This window comes from Ruegeria sp. D4, from assembly GCF_056534475.1.
Genome location: NZ_JBQFPJ010000001.1, coordinates 540,108 through 556,728 on the forward strand (window position 1 = coordinate 540,108; position 16,621 = coordinate 556,728).

Annotated in this window: 15 protein-coding genes and 1 tRNA gene; 8 read left to right on the forward strand and 8 right to left on the reverse strand. The window is 57.3% G+C overall.

Translation table 11 applies throughout. The features are described from left to right. The first annotated feature begins 6 nt into the window (after positions 1–6). Both ACR0MI_RS02680 and ACR0MI_RS02685 read left to right on the forward strand, forming a co-directional pair. A complete protein-coding gene (locus tag ACR0MI_RS02680) occupies positions 7–1,227 on the forward strand; it encodes a cysteine desulfurase (protein WP_170615005.1) in 1,221 nt (406 codons plus the stop codon). A gap of 66 nt (positions 1,228–1,293) precedes the next feature. Continuing rightward, a tRNA-Arg gene (locus tag ACR0MI_RS02685) sits at positions 1,294–1,370 on the forward strand. Positions 1,371–1,515: 145 nt separating this feature from the next. On the opposite strand, the gene mepK is transcribed toward ACR0MI_RS02685, so the two are convergent. Continuing rightward, positions 1,516–2,085 carry a peptidoglycan L,D-endopeptidase MepK gene (mepK, locus tag ACR0MI_RS02690; protein ID WP_170615006.1) on the reverse strand — a complete coding sequence of 190 codons (570 nt, stop codon included), beginning with the start codon at positions 2,083–2,085 and terminating at the stop codon, positions 1,516–1,518. Between the two features lie 356 nt (positions 2,086–2,441). On the opposite strand from mepK, the gene ACR0MI_RS02695 reads away from it, so the two are divergent. From ACR0MI_RS02695 to ACR0MI_RS02710, 4 genes are read left to right on the forward strand one after another with little or no spacing between them, the layout of a single operon-like run. Further along, positions 2,442–4,046, forward strand: coding sequence for a L,D-transpeptidase scaffold domain-containing protein (locus ACR0MI_RS02695; protein WP_170615007.1), 1,605 nt, complete (start codon positions 2,442–2,444; stop codon positions 4,044–4,046). 35 nt (positions 4,047–4,081) lie between these two features. Next, entirely contained in the window at positions 4,082–5,173 is a 1,092-nt protein-coding gene (lpxD, locus tag ACR0MI_RS02700; RefSeq protein WP_170615008.1) for a UDP-3-O-(3-hydroxymyristoyl)glucosamine N-acyltransferase, read from the forward strand. Positions 5,174–5,205: 32 nt separating this feature from the next. Then, on the forward strand, positions 5,206–5,463 hold the full coding sequence (locus tag ACR0MI_RS02705; RefSeq protein ID WP_170615009.1) for an acyl carrier protein: 258 nt from the start codon (positions 5,206–5,208) through the stop codon (positions 5,461–5,463). A 9-nt stretch (positions 5,464–5,472) separates the two neighbouring features. Beyond that, positions 5,473–6,681, forward strand: a complete 1,209-nt coding sequence (locus ACR0MI_RS02710; RefSeq protein ID WP_170615010.1) for a beta-ketoacyl-[acyl-carrier-protein] synthase family protein — start codon at positions 5,473–5,475, stop codon at positions 6,679–6,681. Positions 6,682–6,758: 77 nt separating this feature from the next. Here the strand turns inward: ACR0MI_RS02710 and ACR0MI_RS02715 are convergent, their stop codons facing one another. After that, positions 6,759–7,361 (reverse strand): invasion associated locus B family protein, encoded by a 603-nt coding sequence (locus tag ACR0MI_RS02715; RefSeq protein WP_170615011.1) that lies wholly within the window; start codon positions 7,359–7,361, stop codon positions 6,759–6,761. A gap of 452 nt (positions 7,362–7,813) precedes the next feature. Here ACR0MI_RS02715 and ACR0MI_RS02720 point away from each other — a divergent pair, with 452 nt between their 5' ends. Continuing rightward, entirely contained in the window at positions 7,814–9,361 is a 1,548-nt protein-coding gene (locus ACR0MI_RS02720) for a helicase HerA-like domain-containing protein (RefSeq protein WP_170615012.1), read from the forward strand. Between the two features lie 15 nt (positions 9,362–9,376). Here the strand turns inward: ACR0MI_RS02720 and ACR0MI_RS02725 are convergent, their stop codons facing one another. From ACR0MI_RS02725 to ACR0MI_RS02750, 6 genes are all read right to left on the reverse strand, one after another. Next, a complete protein-coding gene (locus ACR0MI_RS02725) occupies positions 9,377–9,628 on the reverse strand; it encodes a hypothetical protein (RefSeq protein ID WP_170615013.1) in 252 nt (83 codons plus the stop codon). A 187-nt stretch (positions 9,629–9,815) separates the two neighbouring features. Beyond that, positions 9,816–11,129: a branched-chain amino acid ABC transporter permease gene (locus ACR0MI_RS02730; protein WP_170618984.1), complete on the reverse strand. Its 1,314-nt coding sequence runs from the start codon at positions 11,127–11,129 to the stop codon at positions 9,816–9,818. Further along, complete coding sequence (locus tag ACR0MI_RS02735; protein ID WP_170615015.1) at positions 11,126–12,136, reverse strand: branched-chain amino acid ABC transporter permease; 1,011 nt, start codon at positions 12,134–12,136, stop codon at positions 11,126–11,128. The genes ACR0MI_RS02730 and ACR0MI_RS02735 overlap by 4 nt, the downstream gene beginning before the upstream one ends. 273 nt (positions 12,137–12,409) lie before the next feature. Beyond that, complete coding sequence (locus tag ACR0MI_RS02740) at positions 12,410–13,252, reverse strand: ABC transporter ATP-binding protein (RefSeq protein ID WP_170615016.1); 843 nt, start codon at positions 13,250–13,252, stop codon at positions 12,410–12,412. Beyond that, on the reverse strand, positions 13,249–14,037 hold the full coding sequence (locus ACR0MI_RS02745; RefSeq protein ID WP_170615017.1) for an ABC transporter ATP-binding protein: 789 nt from the start codon (positions 14,035–14,037) through the stop codon (positions 13,249–13,251). The genes ACR0MI_RS02740 and ACR0MI_RS02745 overlap by 4 nt, the downstream gene beginning before the upstream one ends. Positions 14,038–14,165: 128 nt before the next feature. Continuing rightward, positions 14,166–15,347, reverse strand: coding sequence for an ABC transporter substrate-binding protein (locus ACR0MI_RS02750; RefSeq protein WP_170615018.1), 1,182 nt, complete (start codon positions 15,345–15,347; stop codon positions 14,166–14,168). 163 nt (positions 15,348–15,510) lie between these two features. Here ACR0MI_RS02750 and ACR0MI_RS02755 point away from each other — a divergent pair, with 163 nt between their 5' ends. Further along, positions 15,511–16,602: a PQQ-dependent sugar dehydrogenase gene (locus ACR0MI_RS02755; RefSeq protein WP_170615019.1), complete on the forward strand. Its 1,092-nt coding sequence runs from the start codon at positions 15,511–15,513 to the stop codon at positions 16,600–16,602. The last annotated feature ends 19 nt before the right edge of the window (positions 16,603–16,621 follow it).

A 16,621-nucleotide genomic window follows, 5' to 3' on the forward strand; every position in this document is an offset into this window, starting at 1 on the left:
ATGACCATGTATGATGTTCAGAGAATCCGCTCTGATTTTCCCATCCTGTCGCGAGAGGTGAATGGGAAACCCCTGACTTATCTGGACAATGGTGCCTCGGCGCAGAAGCCACAGGTGGTGATTGATGCAGTTACCCGCGCCTATGCCGAGGAATACTCGAACGTGCATCGCGGTCTGCACTATCTGTCCAACCTTGCAACGGAAAAGTATGAGGCCGTCCGCGGCACGGTTGCCCGGTTTCTGGGTGTGGCGAACGAGAATGAAATCGTTCTGAACTCCGGCACAACCGAAGGCATCAACCTTGTCGCCTATGGCTGGGCCATGCCGCGCCTGAAAGCCGGGGATGAAATCGTTCTGAGTGTCATGGAGCATCACGCCAATATCGTTCCATGGCATTTCCTGCGGGAACGTCAGGGCGTGGTCCTGAAGTGGGTTGATGTGGACCCGGACGGCGGACTGGACCCGCAGGCCGTGATTGACGCCATCACACCGCGCACAAAACTGGTCGCAGTAACGCAATGCTCGAACGTGCTGGGAACGGTCGTTGACGTGAAGGCGATCACAAAAGGAGCCCACGCAAAAGGTGTGCCTATTCTGGTGGATGGCAGTCAGGGTGCCGTGCACATGCCTGTCAACGTTCAGGATATTGGCTGTGATTTCTATGCCATTACGGGGCACAAGCTGTACGGCCCCTCCGGTTCAGGTGCGATCTACATCACGTCCGACCGCATGGTCGAAATGCGCCCCTTTATCGGCGGCGGCGACATGATCAAAGAGGTCAGCAAAGATCAGGTGATCTATAACGATCCGCCTATGAAGTTCGAGGCTGGTACACCCGGGATCGTTCAGACAATCGGGCTGGGTGTGGCGTTGGATTATATGATGGATCTGGGGATGGAGAACATTGCCGCCCACGAATCCGCCTTGCGGGACTATGCCATGCAGCGTCTGACCGGCCTGAACTGGGTACAGGTGCAGGGCACACGCCCGGACAAGGCCGCTATTTTCAGTTTTACACTGGACGGGGCAGGGCACGCGCATGATGTGTCGACCATTCTGGACAAAAAAGGCGTCGCCGTTCGCGCCGGTCATCACTGCGCCGGTCCGTTGATGGATCATCTGGGGGTAACGGCCACATGCCGCGCCAGCTTCGGGCTTTACAATACCACTGACGAGGTCGACACACTGATCGATGCACTGGAACTGGCCCACGATCTGTTCGCGTGAAACCTGATGTCGGGCGACAGATTTGCAGTTGCACCCGGAACGGAACAAGGTTAGCTAACGGCCAAGGCACCTGTAGCTCAGCTGGATAGAGCGCTGCCCTCCGAAGGCAGAGGCCAGAGGTTCGAATCCTCTCAGGTGCGCCACATCACTAAATTAGATGTTCCGGGTTCATGGGCGTATAGCCTTTCCGCAGCTATTGCTTTGTCCGAACTCCCAACGTGTTCGTGCCTTCATCTACAAAAAAAGAGCGCCCAAAGGCGCTCGTCACTTCGAAATTGTACGTATTGGTTAGCCGCCCCAGCTGCGGACTTCGCCGCAGTCCATGTGGACAAAATTCGAGCGGTAGTATTTGCCGACGCCCCCCGCGCGGCAGGAAATGGCGGCTTTGGCCATTTGCGAAACCGAGCGTGAAGACAACCGCAAGTCAGCCGCCTGACCCTTCATGTGCAGGGAGTTCTTGGCAACGCGGCGGGATTTCGATCGCAGCATCGCGTTAGTCTGAGGGGACCGGTAGCCGGACAACAGCATATAGGGTTCGTTGACATCCAGCAGGTTGTGAGATGCGGCCATGATGTCAATTGTGCGCAGGTCCATGGACTTGGACTGATCGGTACGCCAGTCGCGCATGAAGTGGTTCACTTCCTTGACGGCGTCTTTGATGTAATTGCCGTCAACCCAGTAAATCATGTCAATGCGTTCACCGGTGCGCCCGGAATACATGCGAATGCGGCGAATATCACCGCCGCCGCGAAGGAATCCTGCTGCATTGGAATAGGTCGGTGCGGCTACTACCGCTGTGGCCGCGAACGCACCCAATAGGGCACGCCGGGTCAAGCCCGAAGCACTGCTCTTGGTCATTTCGTTTTTCGTCCCGTACTAGTTCCTGCCTGCACACGATGTTACGTGCGCCGTATTAATTTTTTCCCATCCCAGATGCGGAAGTTATGACACAGACGGATTCGTCCGCCAAGAAATCTTTCGGATACACCAATTCAAGGGGGAAATATCGGCAGGTTTTTGCGCAACTGATGCAGTGATGCATAAATTACAGAAGGTTAGGGAAATCACTTTCCAAGGCGATGCAATCACGCATCAGCAGATGTTAGAAGCGCAGATTTGATGAATTTGTGAATAGACAATCGGGCGGTCCGCCAATCATACTGGCTCGGCGCTGAATGTATCGGCGCAAAGCATTGAATAACCAAGGCCATCTCATGTTTTCTGTTTTCCGGACCTGTACCAGTATCCTCGCGACCGCCTGTTTCGCAGCAACAGCGGCCTTTGCCGATTCCAGGACAAACCCACCGACCGCCTTCCGCATGGCGGTTGCCGAGTCGTTGGATTCGGGGTCTTCGCTGGCTGAATATTACAAAACAAACGGGTTTTCGCCGATCTGGGCCGGGCAGACCGAACAACATGCTGAACGCCGGGCCGCTTTGATTAAGGCCCTGTCCAATGCCGCGTTCCACGGGTTGCCGGATGCGCGTTATGATGTCCAGGCTCTTCTGGACCAGATGCGCGCTGCCCGTTCCCAGAGGGACTTGGGTGCTGTCGAAGCGGATTTAAGCCGGGTTTTCCTGCGTTATGCTACGGATATGTACTCGGGCGTGTTGAGCCCTTCACAGATTGACGATGGTTTGGTGCGCGAAGTCGATCGCAGGTCGCCGCAGGAACATTTGCAAGGTGTCGCATCAGCCACAGGGGCGACGTACATAGAACAGCTGGTGCCAGAGTCCCTGCAATACCGGTCTTTGCTGAAACAGAAAAAGGTTCTTGAAAACCTGGTTGAGCAGGGCGGTTGGGGGCCGACTGTACCGGTTGCAAAACTCGAATACGGTGATACCGGACCCAATGTCATTCGGCTGCGTGACCGATTGGTGGCTATGGGTTACCTGAGACCAACCGCCAGCCCGGAATTTGATGCCGCAATGCTGGGGGCCGTGCGAGCGTTTCAGACTGCCCATGGGCTCGAAGCGGATGGCGTTGCCGGAAATGGAACCCTGACCGAAATCAACCGTCCGGCCAGCGACAGGCTCAAAGCTGTCTACGTCGCGCTTGAGCGGGAGCGCTGGTTGCCGCACTCACGAGGCGCGCGTCATATCTTGGTGAACCAGGCTGACTTCTCGGCAAAGATCGTGGATGAAGGTCAGGTATCATTTGAGACGCGGGCCGTCATCGGCAAGAACACCCATGATCGGCGCAGTCCCGAATTCTCGGACATGATGGAACACATGGTGATCAACCCGAGCTGGTACGTACCACGCTCGATCATCACCAAGGAATATTTACCAAAACTTCAGTCCAACCCTAATGCGGTCGGCCACATTCAGATCACGGACCGAAGTGGTCGGCAGGTCAATCGTGGTGCCATGGACTTTACGCAATTCACTGCACGGGATTTTCCGTTCGCGATGCGGCAACCACCCAGCAAAAACAATGCGTTGGGCCTGGTGAAGTTCATGTTCCCAAACAAGCACAACATCTATCTGCATGATACGCCGCACAAAAACCTGTTTGCCCGCGAAGTTCGCGCTTTCTCGCACGGTTGTATCCGCCTGGCGCAGCCCTTCGAGTTTGCCTATGCCTTGCTGGCCCGGCAGGAAGAAGACCCCAAGGCCTTTTTTCACAGGGTTCTGAATACCGGCAAGGAAACAAAGGTAAACCTCGCGCAGTCGGTTCCTGTTCACATCATCTATCGGACGGCGTATGTCGGTCCAAAGGGTGAAGTTCAGTACCGCCGGGATGTCTACGACCGCGATCGCAAGATCTGGGAGGCTCTGCAAAAGGCAGGGGTGGTCCTGCCGGACGTTCAGGGGTAATCACTGGGGCAAGTCCTGATACAAGGAAGCCCTCTATGCAATTCACAATCAAGCAAATCGCCGAAGCGCTGGACGCCGAATGCCTGGGCGATACCAGCCTGATCGTCTATCGTGCCGCCGAACCGGGCGATGCAGGCGCAGATGATCTGGCCATGGCCATGTCGCCCAAATACGCCGACGCATTGTCCGGTGGGTCGGCAAAGGCTGCGGTTGTGTGGGAAGGCGCGGACTGGCAGGGGATGGGCTTGCAGGCCGCTATCTTTGTGCCACGCCCGCGGATGGCGATGGCAGGAATTACGGCGATGCTGGACCGAGGCCAGGGGGTCGCTCCGGGTATTCACCCTTCGGCCGTAGTCGACTCGACCGCAACGATTGCCGAAAACGTTTCGATTGGCCCACTTACGGTCATTGGTGCGCGGGCTCGCATTGGGGCCGGTTCGGTTATCGGCGCGCATTGCGTTGTCGGCATGGACGCCGTTCTGGGAGAATCTGCGGTTCTGCGAGAAATGGTCAGCATCGGTGCACGTGCAAAGATCGGTGACCGCTTCGTCGCGCAACCGGGTGCGCGCATTGGCAGCGACGGGTTCAGCTTTGTCACTCCGGAAGTGTCTGGCGTGGAAAACGTTCGCAAAACGATGGGAGATGCGGGGGATGCCAAGGCCCAGAACTGGCTGAGAATCCATTCGCTGGGCGCGGTGGAAATCGGCGATGATGTTGAGGTCGGCGCGAACTGCACCGTTGACAACGGCACCATACGCAACACCGTCATCGGCTCAGGTTCCAAGCTGGATAACCTGGTCCACGTGGGACACAACACGCGCGTTGGGCAGGACTGCCTGTTGTGCGGGCAGACCGGTGTTTCGGGGTCCGTTGAGATCGGAAATCATGTTGTGCTGGGCGGCCAGACCGGCGTCGTGGACAACATTTTCATCGGGGATGGCGTGATTGCCGGCGGGGGCACCAAGATCCTGTCCAATGTTCCGGCAGGGCGCGTAATTATGGGCTATCCGGGCATAAAAATGGAATCTCATACCGATATCTACAAGGCCCAACGCCGCTTGCCGCGCATGGCGCGTGACGTAGAGGCGCTGAAAAAGGCTGTTTTCAAACAGTCTTTGAGCGATTAAATCACAACCACCGTGATAATCAGAGGACCGATATGAGCATCACCGACCGCGTCATCTCCATCATTGCTGAGCAAGCCGTGCTGGAGCCTTCGGATGTGACGCCCGAAAGTACGCTCGAGGACCTGGGTATCGACAGTCTGGGCCTGGTTGAAAGCATCTTTGCCATCGAGGAGGAGTTCGACATCTCGGTGCCGTTCAATGCCAACGAACCGACGGCCAGCGATTTCGACATCTCAAATGTTGCAGCCATCATTGCAGGTATCGAAAAGCTTGTGTCGGAAAAGGTCTGACTGAGCCTCATGAAACGCGTTGTCATTACCGGGGCGGGCACGATCAACTCGCTGGGCCATTCCGTTCCCGATACGCTGGAGGCCATGCGCGAAGGCCGCTGCGGCATCTCTGAACTTGAGTTTCGCGATGTCGATCGTTTGGCTATCAAGATCGGCGGGCAGGTCAGGGGGTTCGAGGCCGAAGGCCGGTTCAATCGCCAGCAAATGTCGCTCTATGATCGGTTTACCCAATTCACATTGACGGCTGCCAAAGAGGCCATCGATCAGTCCGGGATCGAATTTCATGGCGATCTTGCGGCGCGTTCCGGTGTCGTTCTGGGAACGGCCGGTGGCGGTGTTTCCACATGGGACGACAATTACCGGTCGGTCTACGAAGACGGCAAGAACCGCGTACATCCTTTTGTTGTTCCCAAGTTGATGAACAACGCAGCCGCCAGCCATGTGTCAATGGAGCATAACCTCAAAGGCCCGAGCTTTACCGTTTCGACGGCGTGCGCCTCGTCAAATCATGCTATGGCACAGGCTTTCCAAATGGTTCGCAGCGGGGCTGCGCCCACGATGATCACTGGCGGTTCGGAATCCATGTTGTGTTTCGGGGGCGTAAAGGCCTGGGAAGGCCTGCGCGTTATGTCCAAGGACGCATGTCGACCGTTCAGTGCCAATCGAAACGGTATGGTCCAGGGCGAGGGCGCCGGGGTGTTCGTGTTTGAAGAATATGAACATGCGCGTGCGCGCGGCGCTGACATCCTGTGCGAGGTTGTGGGTTTTGCAATGTCGTCTGATGCATCCGATATTGTCATGCCCAGCAAACAGGGGGCATCCCGTGCGATGGCCGGGGCCCTGGCTGATGCAAAGCTGAACGCGAGCGAAGTGGGCTACATTAACGCCCATGGGACCGGCACCGCCGCCAACGACAAAACTGAATGTGCAGCGGTCGCGGACGTTTTTGGACCGCATGCGGATGATCTTATGATCTCGTCCACAAAGTCCATGCATGGACATCTGATCGGCGGGACCGGAGCGGTGGAACTGCTGGCCTGCATCATGGCTTTGCGGGACGGGATAGTTGCCCCGACAATCGGCTATGAGGAGCCTGATCCGGAATGTGCGCTGGATGTGGTCCCAAATATTGCGCGCGAAGCAAAAGTTGACGTTGCACTAAGCAACGCGTTTGCCTTTGGCGGATTGAATGCAGTCCTGGCATTGAAGCGGATCTGAAGCCAAAATAGCTTACAAACCAAAAACGCCGCCGAAGATTATTCGACGGCGTCTTTGATTGTTGGTCCGGATGATGTTCAGTTGATTTCCAACTTGTCGAATCCTGCAGTGAACCCTGCCAGAGAAATCTCAATCTCAAGAAGTTGGTTGGGTGCCAGAACCGAGACGACAGACATTTTGGCCGTGCTGCCGGCTTTCATGGCATCGACATCGCCTTGAGTGAACCCAAGCTGGGCCACGCAGCCGATGGGGTTGCAATGGTGGTAGTCATAACGTTTCCCCGGAGCGCCATCGATCGACAAAGCCAGTTGCGCTTGCAACATGATTTCGAGCGGTACAATGACTGTTGCGCCTGCAACTGCTGCGACACCTTCGGGCAATTTGTTGACCGATATCTCCGCAATTGGCTGGCCTTCTTGCCCGGACAGCGTCTGCCGCAGCAAGCAGGGGTCCTTACCTGCTTCTGTTTTGAGGCATCTGATTTCCCAGTCGCCGCTTTGCTCTTTGACGTATTGTTCACCTACGCGCGGACCGGTTTCGCCCAGGTCGAGATCGGAAGCCGCTTCCGTCTGCGGTGTCTCTGCCGGAGTTTGGTCGTCCTGAGATGTTTCCTGCGCGGCTGCGGTGCTGCACCAGAGTGCCGCGGAAACAAGGCTGAAAGACAGGATGTTCTTGATCATGAGTGCCTCGGTTGCGTGATTGAGCTTTTTGCCCGGTCTATCACCGTTAAAACAGGGTGTCAGTCACTAAGCTGCATTATTGGACGGATGTGAACGGATTCTTGCCCATTTGCACTGGTATTTACAACGTCCGGGCCAATGAAAAAGGGAGCCGGTGGAGCGGCTCCCTTCCTAGAATTTTCTCCCCGTCGGACTGGCCGACTTATTTATGCGCAGACGTTACGAAAGGGGGGCGCACGGGTCAACTGCTAACCTGAATTTTTAATATACTGACCAGTTCATTTTAATGCGGGCCGAAAACAAAAATGCCGTGCCCGAAGGCACGGCCAGTCGACAGGGAGGAAGTCTGCCACCCCGGAGCCTTCGCCCATGAGGCGGCAAATAAACTATCGCAGTCAAAGGTTAACTTTGTATGCTGTCGTGGGATCGGTGATAAGCAAGGCGAATAATTCATGAACAACAGTATTTTCCTGGGTGGCGGTGGCAAGGATTACGCTGAACCGCAGGGTCTGACGCTGAAATATGCCAACCGACACGGTTTGATCGCCGGGGCCACCGGGACAGGCAAGACCGTTACGCTACAAATTCTGGCCGAAGGTTTCTCTAAGGCGGGCGTGCCTGTGTTTCTGTCAGATATCAAAGGTGACCTGTCTGGTCTGGCCTTGTCAGGAAGCCCGGATCACAAATTGCATCAGGCGTTTCAGGATCGCGCGCAACGCATCGGGCTGACTGATTTCGCCTACGCTGCCTGTCCGGTGACGTTCTGGGACCTGTTTGGCGAGCAGGGACATCCGGTCCGAACCACCGTCACCGAGATGGGTCCCTTGCTGTTGTCGCGTCTGATGGAACTGAGCGAGGCACAGGAAGGAATCCTGAACATCGCATTTCGTGTGGCCGACGAAGAAGGTATGCCGCTGCTGGACCTCAAGGACCTGCAGGCTCTGCTGGTCTGGATCGGTGAAAACCGCGCGCAGCTGTCCCTGCGATACGGCAATGTATCGACAGCGTCGATCGGGGCGATTCAGCGCCGTTTGCTGGTTCTTGAAAACCAGGGCGGAATCAAACTGTTCGGAGAGCCAGCGCTGGATCTGGCGGATCTGATGCGAACCGATCAGAACGGGCAGGGGATGGTGAATATTCTGGCCTCGGACAAGTTGATGGGCGCGCCTCGACTATACGCAACGTTCCTGCTGTGGCTGCTGAGCGAGCTGTTCGAAGAACTGCCCGAAGTGGGCGACCCCGAGAAACCCAAACTGGTTTTCTTTTTCGACGAAGCCCATCTGCTGTTCGATGATGCCCCGAAGGTTCTGGTGGACAAAGTTGAACAGGTCGCGCGCCTGATCCGGTCAAAGGGGGTCGGTGTGTATTTCATATCCCAAAACCCGGCCGACATACCCGAGGATATTCTGGGCCAGTTGGGCAACCGCATTCAGCATGCTTTGCGGGCTTTCACGGCGCGGGATCGCAAGAACCTGCGGTTGGCTGCGGAAACCTATCGTGAGAATCCCGAGTTCGATACCGAGGAAGCCATCCGAGAGGTCGGTGTGGGTGAGGCGGTAACGTCAATGCTGCAGAAGAAGGGCATACCCGGGATCGTCGAGCGCACATTGATCCGGCCACCGGGGTCCCAGCTTGGCCCGATCACGCAAAGCGAACGGCAGGCGATCCTTGATGCGTCGAGGATGCGGGCAAAATACGATCAGCCCGTCGATCGAAAGTCGGCGTTTGAAATACTTCAGGCCCGGGCCGACGCAGCAGCAAAGGAAGCCGAAGCTGCCGAGGCAGAAGAGCTGTTTGAAACACAGACACCTGCCGAGCGCGAGTTTGCCGCGGCCCGCAGGTATTCAGGGCAGCGCGTCAGCCGATCCTCTTCCCGCGTTTCGCGGAAACAGGATACGTTTGCATCAGCCATGAGTCAGGCGGTGATCAAGGAACTGAAAGGGACGACAGGCCGTCGCATCGTGCGTGGCATACTTGGCGGGTTGTTTCGCAATCGCTGAGTGAATGCGCCGTTCCTAATTGAGGCGGCGCTGACCTTCCTGTCGGCAGTATGCGTCCGCCTCGGCGACTGACATCTTGGTTGCCGGATAATCGATGGCCCGATCCCAAATGACCCGGTTCAGAGTATAGAGCTGGCAGGTCACAACCCCTTTTGGTGTTTGGACCTGGACAGGTGTTGTTTCAAGGCTTTCTGGGGACGGAACGCAGGCTGTCATAGCCGCGAGAACAGGCAGAATCAGGGCTGCTTTGGTGGTTGGTGCTTTCATGGTGGAACACAACTTTTCTAGGTTAACATACAGAATCGTTACAGATCGGCGGTTTAGGTGTGAGTGAGTGCCGAACAACAGCCAGAAACCATCTGGCTGATATACCCGTCTAGTCAGTTTTTCCTATCGATGCAACAAACCGCGCCGGCCAGCCGGCGCGGTTAACTCAATTGTAAGAAGTTTGAAATTATTTTTCGGGGATCAAACCACGCGGGCTGAATCTAAGAACAATCAATAGAATCAATCCCATGGTAAACAACCGCATATGCGCGGCGCTGTCGATCAGGTGCGCTTTGAGTGCACTTCCGTCAGGCATACCCGCAGTGATCAGATTCATCAGCCACAGACCGATGGGCTCTACCTGAACCCAAAGGAACCAGATCAGGAACGCACCAAGGACGGCGCCAAAGTTGTTGCCCGATCCGCCCACGATCACCATGACCCAGACAAGGAAGGTGAACCGCAGCGGGTTGTAGGTGCCTGGCGTCAGTTGCCCGTCCAGCGTGGTCATCATCGCGCCCGCTATGCCACAAATGGCCGATCCCAGAACGAAGATCTGCAGGTGGCGGCGGGTGACGTCTTTGCCCATCGCCTCGGCGGCGACCTCGTTGTCGCGAATGGCGCGCATCATGCGACCCCACGGGCTTTTCAATGCCATCTGCGCCATCCACAGCAGAACCAAAAGGACAATTAGGAACAGCAAGGAATAGCCAAGTTTCACGGACAGTGTTGAAGCCGTCACAGGGTCCAGTCCGAACCATTCGGCACGGGCAACGAAGCCGGGGTCATTCTGCAGGTCGACCTCATACCCGACCACAGGGGAAGGGCGGGGAATGCCGTAGACGTTCTTGACCCCACGCGCCAGCCAGTCCTCGTTCTTCATGATCGCGATAATGATCTCGGCGATACCGAGCGTCGCAATTGCCAGATAGTCCGAGCGCAAACCCAGCGCGGTTTTGCCAATCAGCCAGGCCGCTCCGGCGGCCAGCAGACCGCCAGCAGGCCAGGCCAGCAGAACGGGCAAGTTCAGACCGCCGATATTGCCTGCAACGGCAGGGTCAATCGCCTCGATTGCGGCAACGTTGGGATCGAAGATGGCGCGGTAGATAAAGAAACCAACGACCAGAATACCAATGATGGCGAGGGTCTGTGTACGTCCCTTGGGCATCTTCTGTGCAACCATCACGGCCGCAACGACGGTTGCGGCCCCCAGCAACAGCGCGAGGATCACACCAAAGCCACCACCGGACCAGGCGCCCGGCGTTGGCGCGGTCGAAACCAGCACAACAGCCAGACCGCCCAGCGCGACAAAGCCCATGACGCCGACATTGAAGAGGCCCGCAAAGCCCCATTGCAGGTTCACCCCGATGGACATGATGGCCGAGATCAGGCCCATGTTCAGGATCAGGATCGCCGCGTTCCAGCTTTGCGTGAACCCGGTCAGCAGGATCAGAGCGCCAACGACAACAAATAACAGTGTGTTTTTGACGGGCTCGCTCATATCACTTTCCCCTTAAACAGACCCGTGGGCTTAAACAGCAGCACAATCAGCAGGATCGCAAAGCTGACGGCGAATTTGTAATCGGTGGACAGGAACTGGACCAAGCCTGACGGCTCCAGACTTTCCGGCGCCAGATAGGTCAGTACCTTTTTCCACGCGTAGGTGATCGTCACTTCGGAAAACGCGATGATGAACCCGCCCGCGATGGCACCCAGAGGGTTGCCAAGCCCGCCTACGATCGCCGAGGCAAAGATCGGCAGCAGAAGCTGGAAATAGACAAAGGGCTTGAAGCTTTTGTCGAGGCCGTAAAGCACACCGGCCGTTGTCGCTAGCGCAGCCACGATGATCCAGGTGATCATCACAACACGTTCGGGGTTGATGCCTGACAGCAAAGCCAGATCCTCGTTGTCCGAATAGGCCCGCATCGATTTACCGGTGCGGGTCTTGTTCAGGAACCAGAACAGCAGCGCCACGGCAACAACCGCCACGATCACGGTAATGCCCTGAGAGGTCTTGATCGCCAGCCCTTCTTGCAGGCCGGTCATCGCCTTGAAATCCCGCGCCGAAACAATGAACCGCGCGCCGTCAGAGAACCTTTGGTCATCCGGCCCGATGATGAACCGCACAAGCCCGTTCATGATGAACATCACGCCCATCGATACGATCACCAGAATGACCGGCTTGGCCTTTTGTTCCCTATAGAACCGATAGACCAGCCTGTCCGTGATCAGTACCAGAACGATACAGCCCAGAATGGCAAAGGGCAGGGCCAACAAGGCGGTCGGCAGCGGCCCGAAACTGACCCCGGCGGCCTGCAGGCCCCATGTGACCAGCACGGCGATCATCGCGCCAAAGGCCATCGTATCGCCATGGGCAAAGTTCGAGAACCGCAGGATACCGTAGATCAGCGTCACACCCAGAGCGCCCAGCGCCAACTGGCTGCCATAGGCGATCGCGGGAACAAGGACGAAGTTGGAGAGCGCCACAAAGGCGTTGAGAAAGTCCAAGTGCTATTCTCCGCTCGAGGGTTGTTTAGACAAGTTCATATTGGCTCTGACTCTGTCACTGATGTCACAGAGGACGCCTAGCGCTAGTCCGGCTAGGAGCAGCAAGAAGCCTTGGTTCAGGAGTGGGATTTTGGGGCCGGTAGGCAGGCCGTGGACCTCGGAGAACTGAGCGTCAATTGATAACAACAACTTGACGCCCAGAAAAATTGATATGAGCGCAAGAGTGCAGGTCAATAAAGCGAATATCCGTCCTATGGATGAAAAACTCATTGCTCACCCCCCCAAGAAACTCTTACGGACTTCGGGATCTGCCAGCAGTTCCCTGCCCGTGCCAGTATAGGCATTCCGCCCCTGAACCAGCACATATCCCTTGTCCGCGATCTCCAGCGCCTGACGGGCATTCTGTTCCACCATCAGGATCGGCAGGCCGGTGCGCGAGACCTCGATGATCCGGTCAAACAACTCATCCATCACGATGGGCGAGACCCCGGCGGTGGGTTCGTCCAGCATCAGGACTTTCGGCTGAGTCATCAGCGCACGGCCCACGGCAACCTGTTGGCGCTGTCCACCCGACAGCTCTCCGGCGGCTTGGTTGCGTTTGTCGCGCAGGATGGGGAACAGGTCATAGACCTGCTCCATCGTCTGGCTGATATCATCGCGCCGGATGAAGGCGCCCATCTCCAGATTTTCTTCCACCGTCATCGAAGTGAAGATGTTCGAGGTCTGCGGCACAAACCCCATCCCCCGGATCACACGGTCCTGCGGGGTGAGGTTGGTAATGTCCTCGCCGTCCAGTCGCACCGAACCGGACCGGACGTCCAGCATTCCGAAAACGGCCTTCATCGCGGTCGACTTGCCAGCGCCGTTCGGGCCAACGATCACGGCGATTTCGCCCTTGTCGACGGCGATGGTGCAGTCATGCAGAATGTCCGGACCCTTGCCGTAGCCACCCGTCATCGTGTCGCCGATCAGAAAGGGACCACCTTCGACCCTGTGGGTTTCGCCGCTTTTGCTGTGTGCCGGCGTCATGGTGCCGGCACCGCGGGTGTTGGTGATCGAGGCGTCCTTGTTGCCGTGGTCATCCTGATAGGGATTGTCGCTCGTGCCAGCGGTCATGATTGGGCCTCCAGCTTGTCCTTGTTTTTCAAACCGGTGCCCAGATATGCTTCGATCACGTGCTCATTGGCCTTGATCTCGTCCAGAGTACCCTCGGCCAGCACTTTGCCCTCGGCCATACAGATGACCGGGTCGCAGATCTTGCCGATGAAATCCATGTCGTGCTCGATGACGACAAACGTATAGCCGCGCTCTTTGTTCAGACGCAGGATCGTGTCAGCGATGGTCATCAGCAGGGTGCGGTTCACGCCCGCGCCGACCTCGTCCAGAAACACGATCTTGGCGTCGACCATCATGGTACGGCCCAGTTCCAGCAGCTTCTTCTGCCCGCCCGAAACCTGACCGGCCTTGTGGTCGGCCAGATGCTCGATGGTCAGGAACTCCAGAACCTCGTCGGCTTTCGCGCGCAAAGCGCGTTCCTCATCTGCGATGCGCTTGCGTCCGAACCACGTGTTCCACAGCGATTCCCCTGATTGGGCACCGGGAACCATCATCAGGTTCTCGCGGCAGCTCATCGATGAGAATTCGTGCGCGATCTGGAAGGTGCGCAGCAAGCCCTTGTGAAACAGCTCATGCGGAGGCAGGCCGGTGATGTCCTCGCCATCCATGAACACTTTTCCGCTTGTGGGGGGCAGTACCCCGGCGATCACGTTGAACAGAGTGGTTTTTCCGGCCCCGTTCGGCCCGATCAGACCGGTGATTGAACCCTTTTGGATTTCCAGCGATGCCCCATCCACCGCATGAAACCCGCCGAAATGCTTATGCACGTCTTCGACGACGATCATATTATCCCCTTGCCGCCCTGTTCGGCGTTCTTGTTGTCCCATCCCCAGAGAAGAGGTGCGGTCTTTTGTCATTGAAACAGCCCGGACACAAGGCCCGGGCTGCTCGATTTATAACTTGTACTGAGGCGTCAACGGAAGTTGACTGTCTTGTTTTCGCCGTCGGTCACTTCGATCTCGCGGTAAGAACCAGCGCTCTCGCCGGGGCCGATCAGTTCCACGCCCGAGGCGCCGACATAGTCGATGTCCTGACCTGCGGCCAGCAGTTCCAGACCCTTGGCCAGTTCACCCGGATAGATCTTTTCACCCGGAGCGTTGGCGACGTCCATGATCTTGGCGCCGTAGTCCGCCGGGTTGGTCGACCCTGCGGCCTGCATGGCCAGCATGAACAACGCGGCGGCGTCATAGGATTCAGGCGAGTAGGGCGACGAGCCGTCGAAGCCACCGGCCTCGGCCATGGCAAAGTACTTCTCGGCACCTTCACCACCCGAACCGGCGATCTGACCGAACGAGCCGTTCAGGTCGGGTCCGACATTTGCGGGCAGCGAGTCACCGATCATGCCGCCGGGCAGACCGAACGTGTCGAATGCACCGCTGTCCAGTGCAGACTGGATGATGCCCAGACCGCCCTGGTCCAGATAACCGGCAACCACCAGAATATCGCCACCTGCCGACGCCAGAGCGCCAACTTCGGCCGAATAGTCGGCTTTACCGTCTTCGTGCGCCGCAACTATGGTGATTTCACCGCCAGCTGCTTCGAACGAAGTCTGGATCGCGTCCGCCAGACCCTTGCCGTAGTCGTTGTTGGTGTAAGTCAGAGCGATCGAGTTGATGCCGCGGTCTTTCAGAATGTCTGCCATCACCTGACCTTCGCGCGCATCCGAAGGTGCGGTGCGGAAGAACAGGCCGTTGTCTTCCATGGTCGACAGACCGGGCGACGTTGCCGACGGCGAGATCATGACCATGCCGTTCGGGATTGCGACGTTCTGCAGGATCGCGCCGGTCACACCCGAGCAGTCGCCGCCGATGATGCCGGCAACGCCATCGGCAATCATGCGTTCGCCGTTCGAGGTGGCCAGACCGTTGTCGATGCAGCCGGTATCGGCCCGGGTTCCGGTGACGGTTGCGCCATCCAGAAGTTTGCCGGATTCCGTGACTTCGGCCATCGCCATTTCTGCGCCGGACCCCATCGCCGGTGCCAGAGATTCAATCGGGCCGGTGAAGCCAAACAGGATGCCAAGTTTGACATCTTCGGCCATGGCGGTACCGGCCAGCAAAGCGGTTGCTGCAGTTGCTGTTAGCAGCTTTTTCATAAGGTTACTCCCATATTGGAACGTTAACGTCCGGCCATGACCCTAGGCAAGCAATGCGAAAAAGGGAAGTCCTAACGAAAAAGTGCTTTTGCTTGTCCTAACTCTATTTGTTTTGTTGGGTTTAACCAAAACTTGGGCGTCTGGCCAAAGCAGGAGGGTAATGATGATCAGGGTTTGCGCGATTCTTTCGCTGCTGGGGATTGCTGTGACCGCATGGGCGGATGAACTGCAAACCTCGCAAGGCCCGGTAAGTGTCGAGGAAATGGCCACCGGGCTGGATACGCCGTGGGCGATCGGGATAATCTCCGACGACATATTTCTGGTGACGGAGCGAGACGGCGATCTTTTGTATTTCGACGGGGACAGAAGCCAACAGGTCTCGGGCGTGCCTGCCGTGGTCGCATCGGGGCAGGGCGGTTTGCTGGATGTCACAATCGCCCGTGATTTCGCGCGTAGCAGAGAGATCTTTCTTACCTTCTCCAAAGCTCAACAGGGTGGTGCAGGCACAGCGGTCGCGGTGGCTCGTCTTTCGGAAGACGGAAAAAAGCTCACCAACGTCCGCATCATTTTCGAGGCTATTCCAGGCGGATCAGGTGGCCGCCATTTCGGCTCGCGCGTGGTCGAAGCAACGAATGGCAGATTGTTCGTGACGCTGGGCGAGCGTGGGGACCGTCCTGCGGCCCAGGACAGGTCCAATCATCTTGGAACGGTCATTCGGATCAACCGCGATGGCACGGTTCCCGCAGACAATCCCTTCGTTGGTCAGGCCGCGATACGGCCCGAAATCTGGTCTTACGGCCATCGAAACCCGCAGGGCGCAGGGCTGGACGCCCGGGGCCGTTTGTGGGTATCGGAACATGGGGCCAAGGGTGGTGACGAGGTCAATCTGGTTCAACCCGGCACCAATTACGGTTGGCCGGTTATCTCGTACGGTGTTCACTATTCCGGTCAGAAGATCGGTGAAGGCACGTCAAAGCCGGGCATGAAGCAGCCCGAACATTACTGGGACCCCTCCATCGCCCCTTCGGGATTGCTGGTCTATTCCGGCAATATGGTGCCCAAGTGGAAGGGGGATATCTTTGTCGGGTCGCTCAAGTTTGACTACATCGCGCGTCTGGCAGGTTCTCCGCTGCGCGAAGTGGAGCAGATCAAAGGCCCGATGACCGAGCGTGTGAGGGACATCGTCGAAGGTCCCGATGGGGCAATCTGGTTCATTTCCGTAGGACAGGGCGCGGTCTACAGGATGTCACGCTGAGCGCGCCAACCCCGCGGTC

Excerpts from the sequence above, each read along its gene's own strand:
- ACR0MI_RS02745 (WP_170615017.1), bottom strand. The coding sequence starts at position 14,037 with ATGATCGTCGTCGAAGACGTGCATAAGCATTTCGGCGGGTTTCATGCG.
- lpxD (WP_170615008.1), top strand. The coding sequence starts at position 4,082 with ATGCAATTCACAATCAAGCAAATCGCCGAAGCGCTGGACGCCGAATGC.
- ACR0MI_RS02715 (WP_170615011.1), bottom strand. The coding sequence starts at position 7,361 with ATGATCAAGAACATCCTGTCTTTCAGCCTTGTTTCCGCGGCACTCTGG.
- mepK (WP_170615006.1), bottom strand. The coding sequence starts at position 2,085 with ATGACCAAGAGCAGTGCTTCGGGCTTGACCCGGCGTGCCCTATTGGGT.
- ACR0MI_RS02710 (WP_170615010.1), top strand. The coding sequence starts at position 5,473 with ATGAAACGCGTTGTCATTACCGGGGCGGGCACGATCAACTCGCTGGGC.
- ACR0MI_RS02755 (WP_170615019.1), top strand. The coding sequence starts at position 15,511 with ATGATCAGGGTTTGCGCGATTCTTTCGCTGCTGGGGATTGCTGTGACC.
- ACR0MI_RS02695 (WP_170615007.1), top strand. The coding sequence starts at position 2,442 with ATGTTTTCTGTTTTCCGGACCTGTACCAGTATCCTCGCGACCGCCTGT.
- ACR0MI_RS02725 (WP_170615013.1), bottom strand. The coding sequence starts at position 9,628 with ATGAAAGCACCAACCACCAAAGCAGCCCTGATTCTGCCTGTTCTCGCG.
- ACR0MI_RS02680 (WP_170615005.1), top strand. The coding sequence starts at position 7 with ATGTATGATGTTCAGAGAATCCGCTCTGATTTTCCCATCCTGTCGCGA.
- ACR0MI_RS02740 (WP_170615016.1), bottom strand. The coding sequence starts at position 13,252 with ATGACCGCTGGCACGAGCGACAATCCCTATCAGGATGACCACGGCAAC.
- ACR0MI_RS02750 (WP_170615018.1), bottom strand. The coding sequence starts at position 15,347 with ATGAAAAAGCTGCTAACAGCAACTGCAGCAACCGCTTTGCTGGCCGGT.
- ACR0MI_RS02720 (WP_170615012.1), top strand. The coding sequence starts at position 7,814 with ATGAACAACAGTATTTTCCTGGGTGGCGGTGGCAAGGATTACGCTGAA.
- ACR0MI_RS02730 (WP_170618984.1), bottom strand. The coding sequence starts at position 11,129 with ATGAGCGAGCCCGTCAAAAACACACTGTTATTTGTTGTCGTTGGCGCT.
- ACR0MI_RS02705 (WP_170615009.1), top strand. The coding sequence starts at position 5,206 with ATGAGCATCACCGACCGCGTCATCTCCATCATTGCTGAGCAAGCCGTG.